General features: G+C 50.6%; 14 protein-coding genes. 7 read left to right on the top strand and 7 right to left on the bottom strand.

What is annotated here, in order from left to right:
• Nucleotides 1-127: 127 nt before the first annotated feature.
• Nucleotides 128-1,390 carry a GAF domain-containing sensor histidine kinase gene (locus ACG2F4_RS03115; RefSeq protein WP_395258287.1) on the bottom strand — a complete coding sequence of 421 codons (1,263 nt, stop codon included), beginning with the start codon at nt 1,388-1,390 and terminating at the stop codon, nt 128-130.
• 386 nt (nt 1,391-1,776) lie between these two features.
• Complete coding sequence (locus tag ACG2F4_RS03110) at nt 1,777-3,984, bottom strand: PAS domain S-box protein (protein WP_395258284.1); 2,208 nt, start codon at nt 3,982-3,984, stop codon at nt 1,777-1,779.
• Nucleotides 3,985-4,698: 714 nt separating this feature from the next.
• Between ACG2F4_RS03110 and wecB the strand changes: the two genes are divergently transcribed.
• The 5 genes from wecB to ACG2F4_RS03085 all read left to right on the top strand — a co-directional run bounded on the left by wecB (nt 4,699) and on the right by ACG2F4_RS03085 (nt 12,005).
• The gene (wecB, locus tag ACG2F4_RS03105; RefSeq protein WP_395258281.1) at nt 4,699-5,802 is read left to right on the top strand and encodes a non-hydrolyzing UDP-N-acetylglucosamine 2-epimerase; all 1,104 of its coding nucleotides are present in this window, start codon (nt 4,699-4,701) and stop codon (nt 5,800-5,802) included.
• Between the two features lie 382 nt (nt 5,803-6,184).
• The gene (locus tag ACG2F4_RS03100) at nt 6,185-7,510 is read left to right on the top strand and encodes a nucleotide sugar dehydrogenase (RefSeq protein WP_395258279.1); all 1,326 of its coding nucleotides are present in this window, start codon (nt 6,185-6,187) and stop codon (nt 7,508-7,510) included.
• A 694-nt stretch (nt 7,511-8,204) separates the two neighbouring features.
• Nucleotides 8,205-9,470, top strand: coding sequence for a glycosyltransferase family 4 protein (locus ACG2F4_RS03095; protein WP_395258277.1), 1,266 nt, complete (start codon nt 8,205-8,207; stop codon nt 9,468-9,470).
• Nucleotides 9,471-9,726: 256 nt separating this feature from the next.
• Nucleotides 9,727-10,551 carry a glycosyltransferase family 2 protein gene (locus ACG2F4_RS03090; protein ID WP_395258600.1) on the top strand — a complete coding sequence of 275 codons (825 nt, stop codon included), beginning with the start codon at nt 9,727-9,729 and terminating at the stop codon, nt 10,549-10,551.
• Nucleotides 10,552-10,694: 143 nt separating this feature from the next.
• A complete protein-coding gene (locus tag ACG2F4_RS03085; protein ID WP_395258275.1) occupies nt 10,695-12,005 on the top strand; it encodes a glycerate kinase in 1,311 nt (436 codons plus the stop codon).
• A 302-nt stretch (nt 12,006-12,307) separates the two neighbouring features.
• On the opposite strand, the gene ACG2F4_RS03080 is transcribed toward ACG2F4_RS03085, so the two are convergent.
• From ACG2F4_RS03080 to ACG2F4_RS03070, 3 genes are all read right to left on the bottom strand, one after another.
• Nucleotides 12,308-15,691, bottom strand: a complete 3,384-nt coding sequence (locus ACG2F4_RS03080) for a DUF4175 family protein (RefSeq protein ID WP_395258273.1) — start codon at nt 15,689-15,691, stop codon at nt 12,308-12,310.
• Nucleotides 15,692-16,286: 595 nt separating this feature from the next.
• Nucleotides 16,287-17,174: an MBL fold metallo-hydrolase gene (locus ACG2F4_RS03075; protein WP_395258272.1), complete on the bottom strand. Its 888-nt coding sequence runs from the start codon at nt 17,172-17,174 to the stop codon at nt 16,287-16,289.
• 105 nt (nt 17,175-17,279) lie between these two features.
• A complete protein-coding gene (locus ACG2F4_RS03070; protein ID WP_395258270.1) occupies nt 17,280-17,606 on the bottom strand; it encodes a MerR family transcriptional regulator in 327 nt (108 codons plus the stop codon).
• Nucleotides 17,607-17,688: 82 nt separating this feature from the next.
• Between ACG2F4_RS03070 and ACG2F4_RS03065 the strand changes: the two genes are divergently transcribed.
• Both ACG2F4_RS03065 and ACG2F4_RS03060 read left to right on the top strand, forming a co-directional pair.
• Nucleotides 17,689-18,642, top strand: a complete 954-nt coding sequence (locus ACG2F4_RS03065; protein ID WP_395258268.1) for a glycosyltransferase family 2 protein — start codon at nt 17,689-17,691, stop codon at nt 18,640-18,642.
• Nucleotides 18,643-18,662: 20 nt separating this feature from the next.
• The gene (locus ACG2F4_RS03060; RefSeq protein WP_395258266.1) at nt 18,663-19,487 is read left to right on the top strand and encodes a class I SAM-dependent methyltransferase; all 825 of its coding nucleotides are present in this window, start codon (nt 18,663-18,665) and stop codon (nt 19,485-19,487) included.
• A gap of 260 nt (nt 19,488-19,747) precedes the next feature.
• Here the strand turns inward: ACG2F4_RS03060 and ACG2F4_RS03055 are convergent, their stop codons facing one another.
• Complete coding sequence (locus ACG2F4_RS03055) at nt 19,748-20,974, bottom strand: hypothetical protein (RefSeq protein WP_395258265.1); 1,227 nt, start codon at nt 20,972-20,974, stop codon at nt 19,748-19,750.
• A 78-nt stretch (nt 20,975-21,052) separates the two neighbouring features.
• On the bottom strand, nt 21,053-21,736 hold the full coding sequence (locus tag ACG2F4_RS03050; RefSeq protein ID WP_395258263.1) for an ABC transporter ATP-binding protein: 684 nt from the start codon (nt 21,734-21,736) through the stop codon (nt 21,053-21,055).

Raw genomic sequence — 21,736 nt, 5'->3', positions numbered from 1 at the left:
TGATAAATAAAATAATATCATAGGCTTAACTTCTTAGTTTCACTATTTCGTGAATAATCCGGGTTATACAGCAGGTGGCTCTGGGTGACTTGCCGGCCACTTTTCGGTCAATGATTGCGCCTTTTTCCTACAAACTCATTGGGATCAGCACTTTAATCTCAGATCCTTTTCCTTTCTCCGAGGTGACTTCGAGTTGCCCGTCAAGTGTTTGCACCAGGTGTTTTACAAGCTGAATTCCGAATCCATAACCCTTTTCACCGCGGGTCCCGTCGGTAGACCTGCTTTTCATATTTGTATCCTGGTCCTGGATTTTTTTTACCTGTTCCTGATCCATGCCTACGCCCGTGTCTTTAACCGAGATAAGCAGATGATGCGAAGAATCGGCTTTCGGCTGTCCCGGTTTTTCAAGATCAAGTTTGACGGCGACGTTGCCCTCTTCAGGCGTAAACTTTATGGCGTTGGAAGTCAGGTTTCCGATAATTTGCAGCAGTTTCTGTTTGGGAAAAGGGAGCTGCTGGTTTTTCCCGGAGACGGTGATCTGCAGGTTCACGCCCTTGCTCTTGGCCTGGGGGGTGAAAAGCTTTTTAAGCTTGTCCCTGAGCAAAACCAGGTTAAATTCATGATCTTTTGGATCAGGCACCCCGTTTTGACTGTTGCCGGGATCGACGCTCAGCAGCTCATCGGCAAGTTCAAGGACCGATTTGCCCCCTTTGTTGATCAGTTCGATCAGCTCAATAATATCTTCCAGGTTCTCTTTTTCCACCTCATCTTTCATGATGTCGGTCAGCCCGATAATTCCGCCCACGGGACCTTTGATATCATGAAGCACCTTTTTGGGAAGGTCCGAAATATTGTCCAGCGTCTGCTTTAGCTGGTTGATTTCATGGATCGACTGCAGGCGGTTAACGATCTCGTTGGAGATAATTTTAAGCAGCTCAATCTTTTCCGGGGTCAGCTCCCTGCTCTCCGTGTCGAGCACGCAGAGGGCCCCGATCCGGTTTCCATCGGGAGTGGAGAGCGGGATGCCCAGGTAGTAATTCAGTTCCGGGTTGGAGGTGACGAACTCTTTGTCTTTGAAGCGGCTGTCCTGCTGCAGGTGTGGGACCTCGAGTTCCTGGTCATCTAAAATGGTGTACTGGCAGATTGTCTCCTCCCGCGGAGTCTGATCAATGTGGTGGCCGAAATGGGAGACCGACCACTGGGTATATGAGTCGATAAGGTTGACCAGGGAGATCTCCGTTCCGGCTACATGAGCGGCAAGTTTGCTGAGATCTTTCAGGCTGTCTTCAAGATCGGTATAGTCAAGGTCGAGGTCGGTAAGCTCGAGAATGCGTGCTAATTCATCTTCCGGTGTCGGAGCCTGTTCGGTATCGTGGGTGTTTCTGTTCATTGGGATGCAGTTGAGTTGTATAATGTGACCAGTTAACCAGTTGGTGATGTTCAGCCCGGGAAGGGGTTCTTCAAAACGGGGTGTTCATGTTGCACGGAGTGCAGGGCGTTCCGGTTGTCGGGGCAAGAGAAGATGCTCCCGCATAACAGCACGGCACGGCAGTTCAGGGAATATCTTTCCATGATCTGTCTGCACAGATCGGCGTGATCGCTGTAATCCGGGTTCTGGCCTGGAAAGACCGAAATTCGGGATTTTTGGCACCGCCTGATCAGAAGTTGTTGAAAAGCCATTACAGGTATTAAGAGTGCTGTACGGAGGCACGAGGATTCGTTGTATTTATAACAGATGTTAAAATGTATAAAAGTGTGAATATTAACAATACTGTTTTACACCTTGCCGGCCGGACCCGAATATCTCCTTTTTTCAAACGAGAGCTCAAAAAAGGAACCGTTGTCGGTTCCGAAGTTGAAATCGGCATCCAGCTGCTTGACCAGCAGTTCGACAATGGTTTTGCCTAGCGTTTTATGCCGGGTGGAAGCGAAAAAATCTGGCAGGCCCGTCCCGTTGTCGGCCACCGTAATGGAGGCCCGGCGGTCATTTTCTGAAAGTCCGATGGTGATCGTGCCTTCTTCCCGATCCGGGAAGGCGTGCTTGATCGAGTTTGTAATCAGTTCGTTGATCACCATTCCGCAGGGAATCGCCTGGTCAATATTCATAAAAACCGGCTCCAGCTCGTAATTCAGCGAGATATCGAGCCTGGGATTGTGGGTGAGCTGGTCCATCGTGTCGATAAGTTCAAAAATATACGCCTTGAAATCTATACGGTTCAGTTCCTCGTTCCGGTACAGCAGCTCATGGACTTTGGCTATGGAGTGGATGCGCCGCTTGCTCTTTTCCAGGATTTGCTGCACTTCCTGGTCATCGATCTCTCCGCTTTGCAGCTCAAGCAGCCCGGATATAATTGCGAGGTTGTTTTTGACCCGGTGGTGGATCTCCTGCAGCAAAATTTCCTTTTCACGGATCGATTTTTCCAGTTCCTGTTCATACTTCATGCGCTGTGTCACATCTTTGCCAATGGTGAGAATCGCCTCTTCTCCCTTGTACTGAATCGATACTCCCTGCAGTTCAACATACAGTTCGCGTCCATTCCAGGTAGAGGCTCGAAAGGTGGCCGGTTCCAGCACTTGGCCCTCCATAACCTGTTGAATACGCATTTCCAGCCGCTCCCCGTCCTCAAGGTTCAGGTAGTCGGTCCATTGGTTTCCCTTCAGGTTGCGGGGATCTTCTTTCCCCATTAGCTCGGTACCGGCGGGATTGATAAACCTGATAATTTTATCCCGGTTGGATATCATGACAAGCCCGGGGTTTTTCTGGACCAGCTGCTCCCACCGTTTTTCGCTTAACCTGTGCTTCGTTTCTGCTTCCACTCTCGCCGAGATGTCGACCCCGGACCCGATAAGAAATTCCTGCCCGTTTTTTATCAGCTTACGTGCCGAAAGGAAGTAGTGGAACCGCTCGCCCTGGCGGCTCAGTACGTCAATTTCAATTTCGGCGTATCCTTCGGTCCAAATCTTTTTTACCGCAGATTGAAGTCGCTCCTGGTCTTTTTCCGGGAAATATTCCAGGTAGTGTTTGCGCCTGATCTCCTCATCACTGTAACCGAGTTCGGCACCAAAGTTCTTGTTCCACATTATAAAATTCATGTCGGAGTCAAGCATATAGAAAATACCCGGTAAACTCTCTACGGCCGTATTGACAAACTCTTTTTCTTCTTCCAGCTGTTGTTCGTACGCTTTTCGATCGGAAATATCGCGCGTGCTTGCCTGTATTTCGACCAGCTGATCTGATTGTGGATCTTTGACGGTACGGCTGGTGGTTTCCACCCACTTGTAGCCGTTATTTTTGGTTTTAATGCGGTAGGCCACCGACTTGATCTCATCGCGCGGGGAGATAAATTTGTGTTGTTGTTCGACCGCCGGAATATCATCGGGGTGGAAGTATTCGTAGGCGTTATTGCCCACCAGCTCGCCAGGAGTATATCCCATGAGCTGCTCGGAGGAGGGGGAGGCGTACAAGTAGGTACCGTCCGGGGCGTGACGACTAATCATGTCGGTAGAATTTTCTGCGATCAGCCGGAACCGCTCTTTCTGCTCCCGAAGGTGCTTGTTCTTCCGCTTGAGGGCCAGCGAATACGTTCTTGATTGCAGCAGCAGGTTGATGCGCGAATTGAATACGCCCTCCGGTACCGGTATCGAGAGGACATCATCTACAAAATCCCATATGTACGAAGCGTTTCGGAGCTCGGAATGATGGCTTGTCAACAGCATGATGGGTAAAAAGGTCGGTGCGGCTTCCCGTTTTTGCTTCTCCAGGGCCTCCCGGTTGAGTTCCAGAGAATGTTCATCAAGAATACAGAGGTCAAAATCACCTTCGCCGATGCGGGGGTCCGGTACATCCACTGAAAAATGATCGGGCAAAAATTGCTGGATGAGCCGGCGGTTCTCATGGTTCCCCACCGCGAGCACAATCTCGGGTTGATCGAATGCCTTTATTTGAAGCGGTTCTCCATAAGATGTATAGGGAGTAGAAACCATGAATTATCCTGCCTCCAGAAGGGCATGCTGTTGATCGATTTCAGTAGACCGGTTAATGCGGATGAAATTGTAAACGATGTCTGTTCTTGCTTAGAGACCTTTGCAAAACCGATGTTTTGGCCAGTCTCGGTATTTTCGCAAAGTTGAAATCCTCACTTACAGCTAATAAGCTCCGGGTTCAAATTCGCTCAAGCGTTGACCTCGACCAAAACCCCTGATTTTTCAAAGCCCTCGCTTAATGAATATGAAAACAAAAGCGAAGCCGGCATATAAGAAGCTGGCGGGGCACTCAAGTCCTTCAAGGTGGCAAAGATGCGGTTTAAGTGGCTGTTTTGCAAACGTTAAATATTTTTAAGTAAAAATAGTGTTGTCCTCTTGAGACTTTCGAAACCCGAAAAGAGTTTCATTCAGCATCTCATCACAATGCCGACAGCTGATGCTGTATGTTCTGCGTGCGGCCGTTTGTCCATCTTTCCTCCTGGCGATTAAATTCCAGGACAGAATAATTCTGTGTTAGCAAAATGGTGCTATATTGGTTTCCTTGTATAGGAATTATTACACTATGCGCATGCAGAGTGGATGTCCTCAACAGTTTGACAGGGGGGGCAGGACCTTCAGTTTTTCTTTAGCGGGAATGAAACCCCTGAGAACGACGAGGCGAGGGTTTTGCAAGAACCTGCACTAACAAGTTTAAATAAATCAATAGTTTACCCCATGAGAATTATTAATGTGGCCAGTGCCCGGCCCAATTTTATGAAAGTGGCACCCTTGCTTGAAGAGTTCAAAAAGCATGAAGAGATTGACGCCCAGCTGCTGCACACCGGCCAGCATTACGACTACGAGATGTCCAAAATATTTTTTGACGAATTGGGAATACCGGCCCCGGACCATCACCTGGGGGTGGGCAGCGGCACGCACGCCGAGCAGACCGCCCGGGTGATGACGGCGTTCGAAAAGGTGCTCGAGAAGGAGCAGCCCGACTGGGTCGTGGTGGTCGGTGATGTAAACCCGACGATGGCCTGCACGATTGTGGCCAACAAGATGGGGATCAGGGTGGCCCATGTGGAGGCGGGGTTGCGCAGCTACGACCGTTCGATGCCGGAAGAGATCAACCGCGTACTTACCGACAGCATAGCTGATCTGTTGCTCACTCCCTCCATCGACGGCAACATGCACCTGGTCAAGGAGGGAATTCCCGAAGAAAAGATCCGCTTTGTCGGTAATATTATGATCGACACCCTGTATAACATGCGGGAGCAGTCGGGGCGATCCACTATTCTGGGAGACCTGGGGATCGAAGCAGGGGAATATGTACTGGTGACGCTTCATCGCCCCTCAAATGTGGACCAGCAGGAGACGCTGTCCAACTTCGTGGAGATCCTGGAACAGACTGCCGCCGACATCCCGATGGTGTGGCCGGTGCATCCCCGTTCGAAAAACCGGGCGGAAGAATTTGACCTGTGGGAGCGCCTGAACGATATCGGTCAGCTGCACCTGCTGGAGCCGGTAGGGTACCTCGACAATGTAGCGCTGATGAACAACGCCCGGCTGGTGTTGACCGACTCCGGGGGCATACAGGAGGAGACTACGGCACTGGGTGTTCCCTGTCTTACGGCCCGCCCGAACACCGAGCGCCCTATTACGATCACTGAAGGCACCAATACGCTTGTGGGTACCGAGAAGGATGAGATTCTCAAACATATACGGCAACACCTGCAAAACGGAACCTCAGGGAGCCGGGAACGTCCCAAACCGCTCTACTGGGATGGAAAAACCGCAGGACGAATTGTGAAGGCGATTCAGGAGTACGAAGTCTGAGACCGTCGGTGCAGTGTCGATGCCAGAAAATCCTCACTTCCTCATTCGGTAGAAGTCGTACTCCCGATTTATGTGTAATATAAGGTCGGTGGTACAACCACCTCCCGACAAAATCGCAGGTTCTGCAAAAGTCGGTACCAGTTAATTTGCAAAGGGGAAAGCACATCTTACTCTATGGCCAAAGTAGGCTCACAGGGAATGAATTGTCAAAAATACTCGGTACGTCACTAATAACACGACATCTCAAAATTCCGGATAATAATGAGGTGCAGATGTTCAAAGCTTTTTTGCAAAATGTCGCAAAAGATACAGGAGTGCAAAATGTGATTCTTAATCCCTATATTCGCCATCGATAATTATTGATAACTTAATAACAGATCAGATGCTTCAAGAGCTGCTTAACAAAATTAGCCAACGGAATTATACGGTCGGAATCGTGGGACTCGGTTATGTAGGGCTGCCCCTGATGTGGACATTCCACAAAAATGAGATGCCGGTACTCGGTTTTGACATCGACCAGGAGAAAATCGATTGCATAAAAGAGGGCACCCCCTATATCAAGCACCTGGGGCAGGAGATGATGCAGGTACTGGCCGAGAGTGAGCGTTGCGATGCCACGGCTGATTTTGAGCGGCTCACAGAAGCTGATGCGGTTCTTCTTTGCGTTCCCACCCCGCTGGATGAACACCGTGAGCCCGATATGGAATATGTGGAGCGGACGTGCATGACCGTGGGGGAACACCTGCGGGAGGGACAGCTGGTAGTCCTTGAATCTACGACCTATCCGGGAACTACCGAGGACCTGATTATTCCGCTGCTGGAGTCGAAATCAGGATTGACCGCCGGAGAAGATTTCTACGTGGCTTACAGTCCCGAGCGGGAGGATCCCGGCAATCCCGACTTTAATACTTCCAAAATACCCAAGGTGGTGGGCGGACATGGAGAGGAGGCCCTGAAGCTGGCCATGGCCCTGTACGATACGGCTATTGTAGAGACCGTTCCTGTTTCCGACACCAAAACCGCTGAAGCTGTCAAAATCACGGAAAATGTGTTTCGGGCGGTCAATATTGCCCTGGTTAATGAATTGAAGGTTGTGTACCACAAGATGGGCATTGATGTGCATGAAGTGCTGGATGCCGCGGCAACCAAGCCGTTCGGTTTTATGAAGTTTGTGCCGGGTCCGGGGCTCGGCGGCCACTGTATCCCTATAGACCCGTTTTACCTGACCTGGAAAGCACGGGAGCAGGAACAGAATACGCGGTTTATTGAGCTGGCCGGAGAGATCAATACCTCGATGCCGCGCTACGTGGTGGACCAAACACTAAAGGCGCTGAATGCCCATAAAAAAGCCCTGAACGGCAGTCGGGTGCTGGTCGTGGGACTCGCGTACAAACCGGATGTGGATGACATGCGGGAGTCGCCCACCTTTAAAATCATGGATCTGCTGGCCGGGTACGGGGCCGATGTATCCTACTACGATCCTCACATCCCGGAGATCAAACCCACCCGTGAACATGAGGAATGGACCGGAACGCAAAGTATCAACTGGAACAGGGAAACCGTCGGCTCATTTGATGCCGTTGTAATCTCCACAAATCACTCTTCAATAGACTACAAGGAACTAAGCGACTGGAATGACTGCATCGTAGATTCCAGGAATGCGATGAGTGGATTGGCCAAGTCAGATATTCATGTCTGGCAGGCGTAACGGGATTTTATTGGTCCCGGAACGGGGTTTAAAACCCTGCATTTCCGGTGCAGGGATATTCAGTTTAGAGGAAGCTTGAAAACAGGTAGACTGGTCCTGGCCCAACTCCCGAGCGCATGTAAACCCCCGGTTTTATACCTCGTAAACAAGGATTTTAGCTGCGCAAAAACACCAAAAATGGTCAAAACGGCGGGGGTTTTACGTCTCTTCAAAAGCCTTTCTGATTAGTGTTAAAAATATCTGCAAGAGGTCTTTGCAAAACCGTTGTTTTGGCCAATATCGTCATTTTCGCGGATTCGAAATATTCATTTATGAGATATAAACTGCGGTTTCGAATCCGCCCAGGGATTGATCTTGACCAACACTCCTGGTTTTCAAAGCCCTCTGCAAAATATTTGAATCCCCGCTTGGAGGAGCTATATTCTCGCTTTATATGCTATATAAGGTCGGTGGTACAATCACTCTCCAAATAAGCATCAGGATCTGCAAAGGCCACTTGCAGATAAAAAAAATGACCCATCGCCAGTTTTTCCGGAACAAGTGGCAATAACAAGAGTACATATATTAGCAATTAAAAAATTTTAATATTTATTTATATGATTTACCTTCTGGGGGTAAAATTGTATTCTTCGACACAGAAATTGAGCGTGCAGGAGTGCACTAGTTGGCTATACAGGCGTAAATAAATACAGTTATGTTTGAAATATTAATTCAGAGTGCATTACCGCTGGGGACGTGTATAGGTGCGTTTGTCATAACTTACCTGGTCATTCCGGTTATTATTGATGTATCGCATACCAAGCATCTTTTTGACGATCCCGAAGAAGCACGTAAACTCCATACCGACAAAACTCCCAATCTTGGCGGAATTGCCATTTTCAGCGGGGTGTCTGTTGCCTTTCTGCTAAGTGGATACGCAACGGCTCAATGGGTTCCTTTTGTCCTGGCCGGTCTTATTCTCCTGTTTTTTTCCGGGATAAAGGATGACATCATGGTCATTGCACCTTTAAAGAAATTGGGGCTCCAGGTTCTGGCTATTACTGCCCCAATCCTGGGAGGAGGTCTCGCGATCACCAATTTGGGTGGGGTATTCGGTCAGGAGGTGATCCCGTTATGGGCCGGTGTGCTGCTGACATTTTTTACAATGGTGGTGGTGGTCAATGCTTATAATCTCATCGATGGTATTGATGGACTGGCGGGCGGCGTGGGGGCGATTGTGTCGCTGTTTTTCGGGGCCTGGTTTTGGTCGGTCGGTCTCTATCCGGAAGCTGTTCTGGCATTTACGCTGATGGGTTCACTACTCGGGTTTTTGTGGTACAATATGGAGCCGGCATCAATTTTTATGGGCGATACAGGATCCCAGATCGTAGGTTACCTGCTGGCATTCCTGGCGGTGCGTTTTGTCGATTTCGGCATTACGGCGGAGGTTGCAGTACCGTTTAAAAATGAAGTTCCCGTACTAATACTGGCGGTATTGATCGTTCCGCTCTATGATACGCTCCGTGTATTCATGATTCGTCTCATCAAAGGTCGTTCTCCCTTTTCCGCCGACCGGTTGCACGTGCATCACCAGCTGATCGACGCGGGATTTTCTCACATGACCTCTTCGCTTATTATCTATGGACTGAATATTGCGATTATCGGGGCGGCGATGTTCATGGCGGGTAACGATGTGAATATAATTTTTGCGGGTATACTGCTGATGGCTGTCACGCTGTTCCCAACCAAGGGATTCAAGCGAAAGCTGCTCAAGCTTGTCGGTATCCAGATGCCGTCGGCCCGGTATATCAATGTCATTGAGCGGAAATACGGTATTACGGAGAAGACGATAGGGAAAAAAGTCAATGTGCAGGGTGATGAACTCTTTGAGGTGGATCCCAAAGAAATTGATATCGGCCGCGACAAGAATCGCAGGAAGCAGGAGCGGGAATACGATTACGACAAGGTTGCAAATGCGTAAGTACCGGCCCTCTGTCACAATATTCTGGCAGATATCTTTGAATTACTCGTCAAATGAATGGTGTTGTCGCCCGGCGAATGACTTGGGACTCATTTAAAGAGACCTTTCCAGAACCTGCTATTTTGTTGGAGGTGGTTGTACCACCGACTTTGTTGACCTTTAAATAGGCTTACAACTCCCACAGAACGAGGATAACAGGTTTCCAAAGCCCTCTTGCAATAAACCCGGTCGTTTCTTATCTGATAGGTAACCATGCATAAGAAAACGGCCCGATATCGCACGGATAACTGTCATTATTCCCACCTACAATATGGCCGCGCTGCTGGCTGAAGCGGTAGAAAGTGTCCTTGCCAACAGTTTCAGCGACGTTGAGCTGATGATCGCAGATGACGGCTCTACCGATAACACCTTTTCCACGATTAGACAGATCAGGGCGCGCCTGGACAATGACCGCAGGTCAAAGTTTCACTATCTCAAAATCAGGCACCAGGGCAAAAGTGTGGCAATTAACCGGGTCCTTTCCAGGGCGCGCGGAGATTTTATCACCATACTGGACGCCGACGACAAGCTGCCGGTTCACAGCTTGCGGACGCGTTACGAGCGGGCCACAGAAACCGGGGCCGAACTGGTTCTTGGAGGTTTCTCAACCTTTGACGGCCACAGGATACTCGGTTATCGATCTCTTACACCCAATAAGAACAGGGAAAGGCTGATTAAGGAACTGCTTTTTAACATCAAATCGCCGTTTCATCAAAACAGCATGCTGGTGTCAAAGGCATTGATGGAGAGGGTGGGATTCTATGATGAAAATCTTTTACGCGCGCAGGATAAAGACTACGCCATCCGTCTGCTGCGGGAGGCGAATACGGTTGAAATTATTGACAAGCCGGTTTATTTGTACCGCCGGTACGAGCGGGGATACACAAACAGGTTGAGAAATCGGCTGCGAACTATCTACTATAAATGGAAAGTGATCGATAAGCACACGAGTGGATGTAGGAGGATTATGGGGCTGGCATGGGGGAGTTTGGTGGAGGTCGGGAAAATGGGATACGAGTTTTTCTCCATCTACAAGAATTAAGAATTTCGAATGCGCGAAGATGAAGAAGTTGGGTGAACAACGGTTTTGCAAAGCGCTATTGACAGTAATTCAGGTTAGAAATCAATTCCCAGAACAGCTATAATTATTCTCTTAACTGAACTGTAAAACTGGAATGACAGGAAATGAATACACTGGCCGAACAAATTTTTCGCCGATCGCTTGACGCGCAAAAACCATCAACTGTTTTGAGACAGATTGTCGGGGAAAACAAGATCCGATCCGGAGAAGTTGAAATAGAGCTGGACGGATTCGACGGAATTTACGTGGTGGGCAGCGGAAAGGCGGCATGGGAGATGGTTCGCACCCTCTGCGAGGAAATTGGCGACCGGGTGGCCGGGGCGCTGGCCGTAAGCCCCTACGATCCGGCTGAAGAAAAGGAGAGCATTCAATTTCACCAGGCTGCTCACCCGGTGCCGGACTCCACCAGTATCAGTGCCGCAGAGAAGATTACTTCATTCATGGAGCGTGTACCGGAAAACAGCTTGTTGCTGTACGCTATTTCCGGGGGAACCTCGTCGCTGGTTTGTCAGCCCGCGGGCGATATTACGGTCGACGAACTGAACCAGATATATGAACAGCTGAACAACTGTGGAGCCAACATCCACGAAATAAATACGGTCCGAAAGCATATCTCCCGGGTAAAAGGGGGACAACTTCTGCGCCATGTAGATCCCGCTGTTACACTGCTGGATCTCGTAATTTCTGATGTCCCCAATGATGATATGCAGGTGATCGGGAGCGGCCCTACAACACCGGATACCTCTACTTTCCAGGATGCGTACCATATTCTGCTGGAGTACAAGCTCTGGGAGAAGCTGCCCGGGGCGGCCCGAAAACATATTGAGGAGGGGATAGAGGGCATTGTTCCTGAAACAGTAAAGCCGGGAGAAGATCCGGTGGACAACCATATCTCCATTATCGTGGGTTCGGCACAGAAACTGGCACAAAAGGCGTGTGAACTGATGGAGGAGGCGGGATATGACTGCTGGGTGGCACCACAGGCCTATAACAAAGATGTGGCTAAAGTGGCCCGCGATATCGCTGACAAGGTTATTTCGGTAAAGGAGCAGCAGGTGCCAGCCCCGCTGCCGGTCGCCTTTATCTTTTATGGGGAGAGCACCGTCGAGGTAACAGGTGATGGGAAAGGAGGACGCAACCAGGAACTGGCCCTGAGAGGCGCCCTGGAGATTGCGGGTTATGAAAATATTACATGGCTGAGTGCCGGAACCGACGGTATTGACGGTCCCACGGATGCGGCTGGTGCTGTCGTGACGGGATCAACGGTTGCAGAGGCTCAGGAGAAAGGGATAGACCCATATGAGCACCTGAAAAATAATGACGCCTACCATTTTCATGAAGCGATGGGAACACTCCTCAAAACTGGTCCCACCGGCAACAACCTGATGGATATACAGATTGTGCTGGTGGATTAAGCATGTGTTGTAAAGCGAAGCAGAGGCGGGGTTAGTTAAAAGTTACAGGTTGAAAGGTTGCAGGTTAAAAGTTGCAGGTTACAGGCTGACAGACCTAAAACCTACAACCTTCAACTTTTAACCTGCAACCTTTAACCAATGCAATGACCGGTAATCTTTGGGTTCGTTTTTGTTTATGTAAAAAAGAACATCGCTTTTCCGGGAAAAAGAGCAATCATGCCATTATTAAAGGATCCCCAGAATGCTCGTGAGAAACCTGGGCTGAGGGATATCCGGAAAAGGAAGAACAGCGGGAGATAATATCAACTCGAAACACCCTCATCCTCGAGCTGTTTCAGGAGCTCGAAATACTGCTCTATCAGACGTTGGTAATCTTCTGAAAATCGGGTCTGGCTGGGATCGTTCAGCAGGTTGCGCATTTTCTTTTGAAGCTCCTCCAGGGTCATGTCCGGTGGCACCGATCGCGGCGGGTCTTCAGCCTCTGTCCCTTCGCGTTCATCCTTTTTGCCTCGCTCCTGCATCGCCTTTTCGGCGTTGAGCATGCGGGACAGGATATTCTCCTGCCGTTTGACCAGTTCACTGTCTGCCTGTCCACCGCGGAGGTCATTGATCGTGTTTTCCATTTCATCGGCCATCCGCTGCAGTTCGCTGAGCATTTTGTCACCGGCCTCCAGTTCCCCACTTTGCTGCAGTTCCTGCAGTTGCTTGCGGATGCGATTCTGCTGCTTCGCAAGCTGGTTAAGCCGGTCGATCTGGTCGCGCGTGAGGCGGTCGCCCTGGATGTCGTTAATCAGGTTCTGGATCTGCTGGTTCAGCTGTTGCTGGCTGCCGGACATATTCTGCAGCTGCTGCATGAACTGTTGCATACTCATTCCCCCGCCCATACCGTTCTGCTGCTGGTTTTGCAGCTGGTCCATCAGGGAGGCGACCATTGAGGAGAGCTCATTAATACCGCCAAATGCCTGTCGCTCGGCGTAGGTAGACTGCGACTTGTTTCGTTCCGAAAGCTGTTCCACCGATCGCTGCAAGCTCTGTTGCACCTCTTTCTTTTTGGTGATGATCTGGTTCGAGAATCCCGGAATCTGTGCAGAAACGGCAAACAATGAATCAGATACTTGAGTAAATTGCTGGCTTATATTCTGCTGGGTGCGGGCCTTTTCGACAAACGCCTGGCTGCGGTTGGCAAGGCGTTCGGTGTTCTGGGTAAGGGTTTCCTGTTCCTCGGAAAGGTTCACGAGGTTGTACAATATATTTTGGAGCGCTTCCATATTGACCTGCATCCGCTGCTGGTTGAGTTGCTGCTTGGCCTCTCTCATTTTTTGAGAGAGCTGCTGAAACTGCTGTTGGATCTGCTGCTGTTGCCGGCGCTGTTCCTGCTGCTGTTTTTGTTGATTTTGCTGGTCATTTTGCCGGCTTTGCTCCCTGAGCTGGTCAATATTTTCCTGCAGCTGCTTTTTAAGGTCGTCAAGCTCCTGCCGGCTCTGCTGCTGCAACTCGTTGATCCGTTGTTGCGATTTTTCGGGCGCATTTTGATCCAGATTCTCTATCTGTTCCGAAATGTTCTCCGTGTCATCCTGAATCGCTTCCTGCTGGTCCGCTTTTTCGGAAGGGGAGGATTCGCTGTTGGCAACTTCCTCCTCCTTTTGTGCCAGGTTTTCGAGTGCTTTTGCCATCTTTTCAAGGTCGCTGTTCATCTTCAGGGTCTTGAAAAGCTCAATCGTCCGGTTGATACGCTCCTTGTATACCTCCTCGTTGAATTCGTAATTTTCCAGCGCCTTCCGCAACTCCTGCTGGTCCATCTGGCCCAGCGACTGCTGCAGCTCCTCCAGCGCCTTCCGGAGTTCGGGATCGTCAATCTCCTCCATCAGGTTCTGCAGCTCCTGGTATGCCCGGCGGGTCTCCTCAGATACAAGATCATTTTTGTTGATCTCGTTGCGAATCTCCTCGAACTTCCTGTTCAGCTCTTCAACCTTTTTGTCGATCTCTTCCTGCTTGTCCTGAACCTCCTGGAGCATCTGTTTTTGCTCATAGTTGGTTTCGGGATTTTGTTTCAGGTTCTGTTTGAAGCGCTGGTATTCTTCCTGCATTTCCTCGAACGACCGGGATACATCCTCCAGGTTCTGCTGTACATCGGACTCCTGCCGGTCGATATCCTCGATATTTTCAACGAGGGAGGGAAGAGTGATGGTAAGCTTGCGGGATCGCGAGCTTTTAGACCCGTTATAGTTGTCGTTGTCGGTCACCTCTATCCAGAACGTAATGACATCGCGCGGTTTGGGGTTCAGCTCCGGGACATCCCACTCATAGGCAAGATCGCTGTTCATAGGTGCGGTATCCAGCCCCATGGAACCGGTTTCCGGCTGCTGGGTAAATGCACGCTGAATCTCGTAGTGCAGGGTGGTGGAAGATATCCCGAAATCATCGCTGATGCGGTATATGATATCCAGCGGGGCGGGAGCACTCATCTGCACATTTTCAGCCGGTTCAGCCAGCTCTACGAATGGAGGCTCATCCCGGACCGCCTCAACAGCAAAAGCAAAGTCGTTGTTGTTGCTCAGCCCGGAAGAGTCGCTCATGGTAAACTGAAGCGTATCAGTGGAGCTGACCGACCGCCGGAACAGGTATGATTCAGCAACGGACTGGTCGGGCTGCAGCGTATCCTCACTAACCGAGGCGATCATTTGGAGCTTCCGGAGCGGCTTGTTGGCTATGCCCCGTATCCTAATTTCGGAACCCTGGTAGGCTTTAACCTGCGAGAAGGGATAGGTATAGGTCGTTGAATCCAGTTTCGTATAACTGGGTGGAAAAATTTCGACGGAGAGCGACTCAAATCGGGGGCGGAGCTGTACATCCACCTCATACTGGCCGCTGCTGAACTCGGCCATTTTTACAAAATAGGAGGCGTCGGCATTCAGCCGGATCGATTCAGCGGTGTAAGTGCCTTCCGCTGTTTCCTGCAGGGGACGGTACCGAAACTTGTTCTCGACATCGGTTTTGATACCGAGCAGTAGCTCCTCGGGGACGGGGCCCTCAAAGGTGACGGCGGGCTGAAAGGTGCCTCCCTGCTCTATGGTTGTATCTCCGGGCGTTACGGTAAAAGTATAGGGATTGGGTTTCTGAAAATCATTCCAGAACCGTGCCGTGCGGAGAAAGGCCTCGGTATTGACAAATGCAGAAAGAATCAGCAGCAGCAGCGAAAATGTCACTGCCCCGGCCGCCCGGTGAAAAAAGCGGGTTGTGGGCAGCTGTTTTAACTTCCGGTCAACCCTGTCGTGAATTTCATTCCAGGAGATCGATTCCAGGTTCTTTTTGAGAGCGGAACGGTACAGCTTCAGGTGGCGGTCGCGGCTCTTCAGTGAAAGGTCGAGCGCATGTTTGAGCGCAGGGGTATCAATGTCGTCGGACAACCTGGCATAAAACTCATATAGGGAAGGGGATGAGGCTTTTTTTAGTTGCCACCAGAGGATCGCGCCGCCGGTTGCAAGCAATCCACCGCCGACGGCCATCTTGATGGTGGACGAAAAATAGAGCTGCTGCTCCACCCAGGTAAAGAGTGCGATGCCCGCGAAAAAGATGGACAACGGCAGCAGAAGCCGTCCTGCGATTCCCTGCCGGCGCAAGCGGTGATATCGTCGCTCAATGCGCCGAACAAGCCGGTCTGCTTTCTGGTCAATTGGTTCCTTCATATCAGCCTGTATTATGCCCCTTCATTTTGTCACAGTCCAAAAGGTTATCATCTGTTTGCATAAAAAACAACTATTTATCTGCGTATAGGGAGAGAGCTTTGCAAAACCACGATTTTGAAGATGCTCAGTGCCCGTTTTTGGTTGAAGTCGCCGACCGACACCCCGTAGCTGGGATGTTGAACAAACGTACATACCCCGTATCGGGCAAACAATCGTCCGGCAAAACTCCTCCATTAATGTAACAACGAGAGATCCCTGCTATTCATTTCTTTCTATTTGCGACGGCATTGGAAAAAAGGAAAAGTCTGGGGATGGACAACTTCTGGAAATTGGGGCATCTTCTGGTACCGATATTTTGTTTGGTGCACGTGGCTCTGGTGTAGTGTCATGCCCTGGAGTTCGGCCGCTACCGGCAGAACGCGGATACCACCGAGCAGGTTAGATCATTTTATGGTACTGTTGAATCAACTATTCTGTGGTTAATCTGCAGTATCAGTGTCATCTGTGATACAGTATCCCGTAACCCCGAATGGTTATGGTTGACATGACTCTGGTCTTTTTCATACTGTTGAGCACTTCAAAGCCACAACGTTATTCAGTCTGCCAGGTCATCCAGAGTGAGCCCGGTGCGGGCAGTAAACTTTTCATTCTTTTTATCAACCTGAATCACTTCATTGCGGCTGTCATGCTCCATAAAGAAGAACCACCCTTCTGTTGCGGCCCTGTTAAGGATATCCTCCTTCTCTTCGAGGGTGCGAAGCGGGCGCATGTCGTATCCCATAATCCACGGGAGCGGAACGTGCGAGGCCGTCGGCAGGAGGTCCGCTGCAAAGACAACGGTCTGCTGGTTCGCCTTAATGACCGGCAGCTGTTGGCCCAGCGTGTGGCCGTTGACGACCAGCGAGGAAAGTCCTTCCTCGTAGATGTGCCCGTCCTCAACCAGTGTCAGGCGCCCCGACTCCTGAATCGGCTTGATATTGTCGTCAAAAAAAGAGGCCTTTTCCCGGGCATTGGGATGCCTGGCGGTCTCCCAGTGTGACGTTGTAACGTAATACCGCGCACGGGGGAAGGTGTGCTGCAGGACTCCCTGCTCATCATAGAAGGTTGTTCCCCCGCAATGGTCGAAGTGGAGGTGCGTGAAGATAATATCGGTAATGTCACGGGGGGCAAACCCGTGGTGGGAGAGGGAGCCCAACAGATTGCTGTGCTGGTGGTCTACCTGGTAGATCGCCTCATATTTTTCATCAAACTTGGTGCCGATGCCGTTGTCGATCAAATAGAGCTTTCCGGTCTGTTCGGAGTGAACCAGGAGACTTCGCATCGCCATGGGGATGCGGTTTTTGTCATCTGCCTCGACCTGTCGGGCCCAAAGAGTTTTGGGAACCACGCCGAACATGGCCCCCCCGTCAAGCCGAAAGCGGCCGGTTTCTATGGTGTACAGGGTGAACGGTCCTGTCGTAACCTGTGATAAATCGATCTCCATGATAGTGGCGTAAGAATTTGGAATTAGGAATTGGTGAACGGGTGAGAGCTCGCACGAAACAGGCGTGTGCTAACGATCGAAAAACAGCATTTCATCAATCGCCCGCTACAGGTCCTTGAGAATTTTCTTCAGAAACAGGCGTATCTCCTTGAGGTCCCGCTTCACTTCAACGGGCAGTTCCACCTCCTCCTGGTTCCCGTTTTTCTCCTGCTCCAGCACCTGCTGCGCCCCTTCCGTGCTGTATTTTTTTTCCTGGACCAGCTCTTTGATCTTGATTACCAGGTCGATATCATCCTCTTTGTAGATCCTGTTGCCCGCTTTGTTCTTCTGGGGACTCAGGTCGTTGAATACCGTCTCCCAATAGCGCAGCACATGCTGATCCACCGATGTTATTTCACTGACTTCCCCGATGGAGTAATATAGTTTTTTCATAGGACCCAAAAATGTATCTTTACCGCTTGTAAATTAATAACTAGGTTATATCTAACTTTTTACAGGCTAATATTCAAGCATTTTGGCTGAACAAGATTCCAACAACACAAAGCTCGAAATTAGCGTAGTTGTTCCGGTCTACAACGAGGACGAATCGCTGGCCGAGCTGCACGAGCGGATTACAACAGAACTTAGCGGTACCTACCGACACGAAATTATTTTTGTGGATGATGGCTCCTCCGACGGTTCCTGGCAGGAGATTCAACGGTTGAGTGCTCAACACGAACAAACCCACGGCATCCGGTTTCAGCGGAACTACGGCAAAAGTTCAGCCCTGCAAAGTGGATTTGAGCGTGCGGAGGGGCGCTATATCGTAACGATGGACGCCGACCTGCAGGACGATCCCGCAGAGATCTCCGCCATGATCGAGATGCTTGCCGGGGGGTATGACCTGGTCAGTGGATGGAAGAAGGAGCGCCACGATCCCCTTTCCAAGACCATCCCGTCCAAATTTTTTAATAAAGTCACCTCGTGGGTAACGGGCATCGATCTGCACGATTTTAACTGTGGACTGAAAGCCTACAAGCGCGAAGTGATCGAAAATATCTACCTCTATGGCGAACTACACCGGTACATCCCGCTTCTTGCCAGGTGGGAAGGGTATAACCGCATTGGGGAGAAGGTCGTGCAGCATCATCCGCGCAAGTACGGCGAGACCAAATTCGGGATCTCCCGCTTCATGCACGGGTTCCTGGACCTGTTGACGCTGGTGTTCATCAACAGCTACCTGCAGCGTCCGATGCATTTTTTTGGTACGCTCGGCTTTTTCTTCCTGGTGGTAGGCGGGCTTATCAATGCGTACCTGGCAGTGATGAAGCTGTTCTTCGGGACGCACCTGTCGGGTCGACCGATGTTGCTTTTGGGAGTGATGCTGATGGTGTTGGGAGCGCAGTTCTTTTCCATTGGCTTCCTGGGCGAACTGATAAACCGAAACAAGGGTGAGCCCAAAAAACCCAATATCAAAGACAAGATTTAACAGCACCTCATTTTATATCTATGAGCAAGATCGCCTATGACCCGGTTAAAGATCGCTTTGCGGCTGTTATCCGCCGTTTCCCGATTCTTCGTACCCTTTTCTACAAGTTGCTGGACCTTTTCTTTCTGCGAAGCTGGTATATTCGTCGTGTCATCAGAAGGCGTGCCCGGCCGCTGGACGAGCAGTCGGAATGGCGCATGCTGGATGCCGGCACCGGGTTTGGCCAGTACGATCGGTTCCTGTTAAAGGAGTTCAGTAATATCCGGGTAGAGGGCATTGATGTTAAGGAAGACTACCTGGCGGATTGCCGCAACTACTTCGGGGAGGATATCGCCCGGCAAAAAATTCAATTTAAAAAGCAGGATCTGCTGGAGATCAGCTACCGGGATGAATTTGATTTTACGATCTGTATTGATGTACTCGAGCATATCGAGGAGGATGAAAAAGCAATTCGAAACCTGGCAAAAGCCCTACAGTCCGGCGGCTATTTTCTGATGCATTCTCCTTCCCACTACTCGGAGAGTGACGCCGGTGAAGAAGATACCTTTGTGGGAGAACACGCCCGTGCAGGCTATTCAAAAGAGGATATCGTCGCCAAAATTAAACGAGCAGGACTGGAGCCGGTGGATGTCAGCTACACCTATGGGCCTCCCGGCCACTTCGCATGGATGCTGATTATCAAATATCCGATGATTCTGCTTAACAAGATAAGCCTGCTGGCCTTGCCGCTGCTTGCGCTCTATTACCTGCCGGTTCTGCCGATCGCGCTCATCCTTATGCGGCTGGATCTGGCTCGGGAAAACGAGTGGGGCACCGGTATCTATGCGCTGGCACGCAAACCCTGACATCTCGATTCCGGTTCTAATGTAATGTGAGGTCAGGATAACCATATGAAAGAGCATTGAAAAATCACCGGGTTGGGAATTATGAATGTAGAATCTACATAGGGTTTCCCTCCTCAAAAGGTCACAATTGCTCCTTGCCGATGATAGAATTGTACCTTTTTGTGTGAACAAACCCCGTAAGGGTTCTAGTTATTTGCTGTTAGGAATTAGTTATTAGTTGTTTTTCCGAACAACCCCTCTCGTCTCACATCTCACATCTTTCAGTACGACCATTTGAGGCGAAAAAAGAGCAGATTTGGAGTTTCGGTTAACCCGTCAAGCACCGATCCCTTGAGAAGTTGCGACAAGACCAGGAAGTCGAAGTTTTCAGCGAGAGATACGGAGATCTGGGGAATGAGGATAAATATCGATCGGTCGAAGCTGCCCATAAATCCGAGGTTGCCACTCACCAGGGGATGAAGCTGGTAGGAGCCGTTCAGGAAGAAAGCGCTGCGGGCAATGAACAGGTTGTCTGCGCTGGGGGGACGCGTGAGTTCCTGCAGGGCTGCCCCTTGACGCCGGTACCCGCCGTTGTACAGGAGCTCTCCCTGCAGATAGACGCCGTTGTCCAGCATGTAATCGATGCCGGCGGTAGCGGTAAAATGGCCCGTATCCCCAAAAAAACGATCCTCCGGGTGGAAATAGGTGAGTTCCCCCTTGAAGCCCGAATCCCGCAGGTAGCCAGCCCATCCGGCTCCCAGTACCGCGTACTCCAGGTAGTGGCCGGCCACAAACTGTACATCATAGCTGGCCAGGCTGGTGCGCACCATGCCCCCGATCACGGATTCGTCAAATGTGTCGCCGATTCGGTAGCCGGCCTCCACACCTGAGGCGTAGCTCCAGCTGTACTGCGCACTTATGGCATCCACGCCCGGCCGTTCCTCGTAATCAAAATTGAGATAGGAATAGGCGTTGAACAGGTCGTTGGGATTCCACACGTAGGTGCGTCCCCAGTTCAGTCGCTGGCGCCCCACGTGCAGCTCAAACGGGCCGTTGATGTAGCTCGCATGCAGCCGGTCGATCTGGGAGTGCAGAAGCGAGTGATCACCAGAGTGCCAAACCCGGGAGAGATCAAAATAATTGGGATCCTGCTCATAAAATTGTTTCAGGCCGGGCGTATGTTCGATGGAATATCCGTGCAGCAGCCGGGTGCGCAGGTCGGCACGAAATTCCAGTTGATCGTGCAGCGTCCAGTCACTTTCCAGCCGGTGGTGCAGAATGTTATCGTAACGGAGCATGGAAAAGTCGTTGCTGATGGAAAGTTGCCCCAGTTCTTTCACGTAACCACTGAAATCAATATCGAATGCATCGTCCTGGGCATTTGAATTTATCGGTAAATAGAGTATGGTGGCTGCTAGCAGGAGCACACCCCGCAGAAGGTTCATAGTCAAAGAGCCTCCTCCCAAAGGGGAACGAAAGCGAATGTCCATGCGGGTAAAAAATCTCATAATAAATTCTTCAATTTATCTAAGCGGGTATCAATACGGAAATCGATATACGGGTCTCCAAGCTGATGTCACGTAACTTTATCGGATCTCATCCCGGTCAATTTGACCATCTACGAGTGTAACCACGCGGCGGGCCCGGTCGATGACCCGCTGATCATGCGTGGAAAAGACAAAGGTCATCTGTTCCTTGTCATTGAGTTCGGCCATCATATCCAGCAGCTCGCCGGAGGATACCGAATCGAGATTGGCGGTTGGCTCGTCGGCCAGCACAAAATCCGGTTTCGAAGCCAGGGCCCGTGCCACGGCCACCCGCTGCTGCTGGCCGCCGGAAAGCTCGGAGGGACGCTTGTCGATCTTGTCTGCCAGGCCAACCTCCTCCAACAGGTGAATGCTTTTCTCCCGGCACTCTTTGGCCGGGCGACCCTGCATCTGCATGACAAAAGAGACATTTTCTATGGAGGTGAGTACCGGAATCAGGTTGTAGGCCTGGAATACAAACCCGATATGGTGCAGCCGGAAATTGATCAGCTCGCTGTCGGAAAGCGTACCCAGGTCTGTCCCCTGTACGGTGACCGATCCCTCCGTGGGCGAATCGAGTCCGCCGATGATATTGAGCAGCGTCGTTTTACCGGAGCCCGAGGGTCCCACGATGGCGGTAAACTCCCCCTTGTCAATGGCAAGATCCACCCCGCGCAGGGCATGCACCGGCACCTGTTCTTTGTTGTACACTTTGGTGACTCCGTGAGTAGTTATTACTGGCAT

The organism is Halalkalibaculum sp. DA3122 (assembly GCF_043951865.1).
Classification (GTDB): domain Bacteria; phylum Bacteroidota; class Rhodothermia; order Balneolales; family Balneolaceae; genus JAMQKA01.
The sequence above is the reverse complement of the archived record's forward strand: the minus strand, read 5'-3'. Positions and strand labels throughout refer to the sequence as shown.

What these genes read in the sequence shown, in the direction of transcription:
- ACG2F4_RS03115 (WP_395258287.1), bottom strand. Translation starts at nt 1,390, where the DNA reads ATGAACAGAAACACCCACGATACCGAACAGGCTCCGACACCGGAAGAT.
- ACG2F4_RS03110 (WP_395258284.1), bottom strand. Translation starts at nt 3,984, where the DNA reads ATGGTTTCTACTCCCTATACATCTTATGGAGAACCGCTTCAAATAAAG.
- wecB (WP_395258281.1), top strand. Translation starts at nt 4,699, where the DNA reads ATGAGAATTATTAATGTGGCCAGTGCCCGGCCCAATTTTATGAAAGTG.
- ACG2F4_RS03100 (WP_395258279.1), top strand. Translation starts at nt 6,185, where the DNA reads ATGCTTCAAGAGCTGCTTAACAAAATTAGCCAACGGAATTATACGGTC.
- ACG2F4_RS03095 (WP_395258277.1), top strand. Translation starts at nt 8,205, where the DNA reads ATGTTTGAAATATTAATTCAGAGTGCATTACCGCTGGGGACGTGTATA.
- ACG2F4_RS03085 (WP_395258275.1), top strand. Translation starts at nt 10,695, where the DNA reads ATGAATACACTGGCCGAACAAATTTTTCGCCGATCGCTTGACGCGCAA.
- ACG2F4_RS03080 (WP_395258273.1), bottom strand. Translation starts at nt 15,691, where the DNA reads ATGAAGGAACCAATTGACCAGAAAGCAGACCGGCTTGTTCGGCGCATT.
- ACG2F4_RS03075 (WP_395258272.1), bottom strand. Translation starts at nt 17,174, where the DNA reads ATGGAGATCGATTTATCACAGGTTACGACAGGACCGTTCACCCTGTAC.
- ACG2F4_RS03070 (WP_395258270.1), bottom strand. Translation starts at nt 17,606, where the DNA reads ATGAAAAAACTATATTACTCCATCGGGGAAGTCAGTGAAATAACATCG.
- ACG2F4_RS03060 (WP_395258266.1), top strand. Translation starts at nt 18,663, where the DNA reads ATGAGCAAGATCGCCTATGACCCGGTTAAAGATCGCTTTGCGGCTGTT.
- ACG2F4_RS03055 (WP_395258265.1), bottom strand. Translation starts at nt 20,974, where the DNA reads ATGAGATTTTTTACCCGCATGGACATTCGCTTTCGTTCCCCTTTGGGA.
- ACG2F4_RS03050 (WP_395258263.1), bottom strand. Translation starts at nt 21,736, where the DNA reads ATGCCAGTAATAACTACTCACGGAGTCACCAAAGTGTACAACAAAGAA.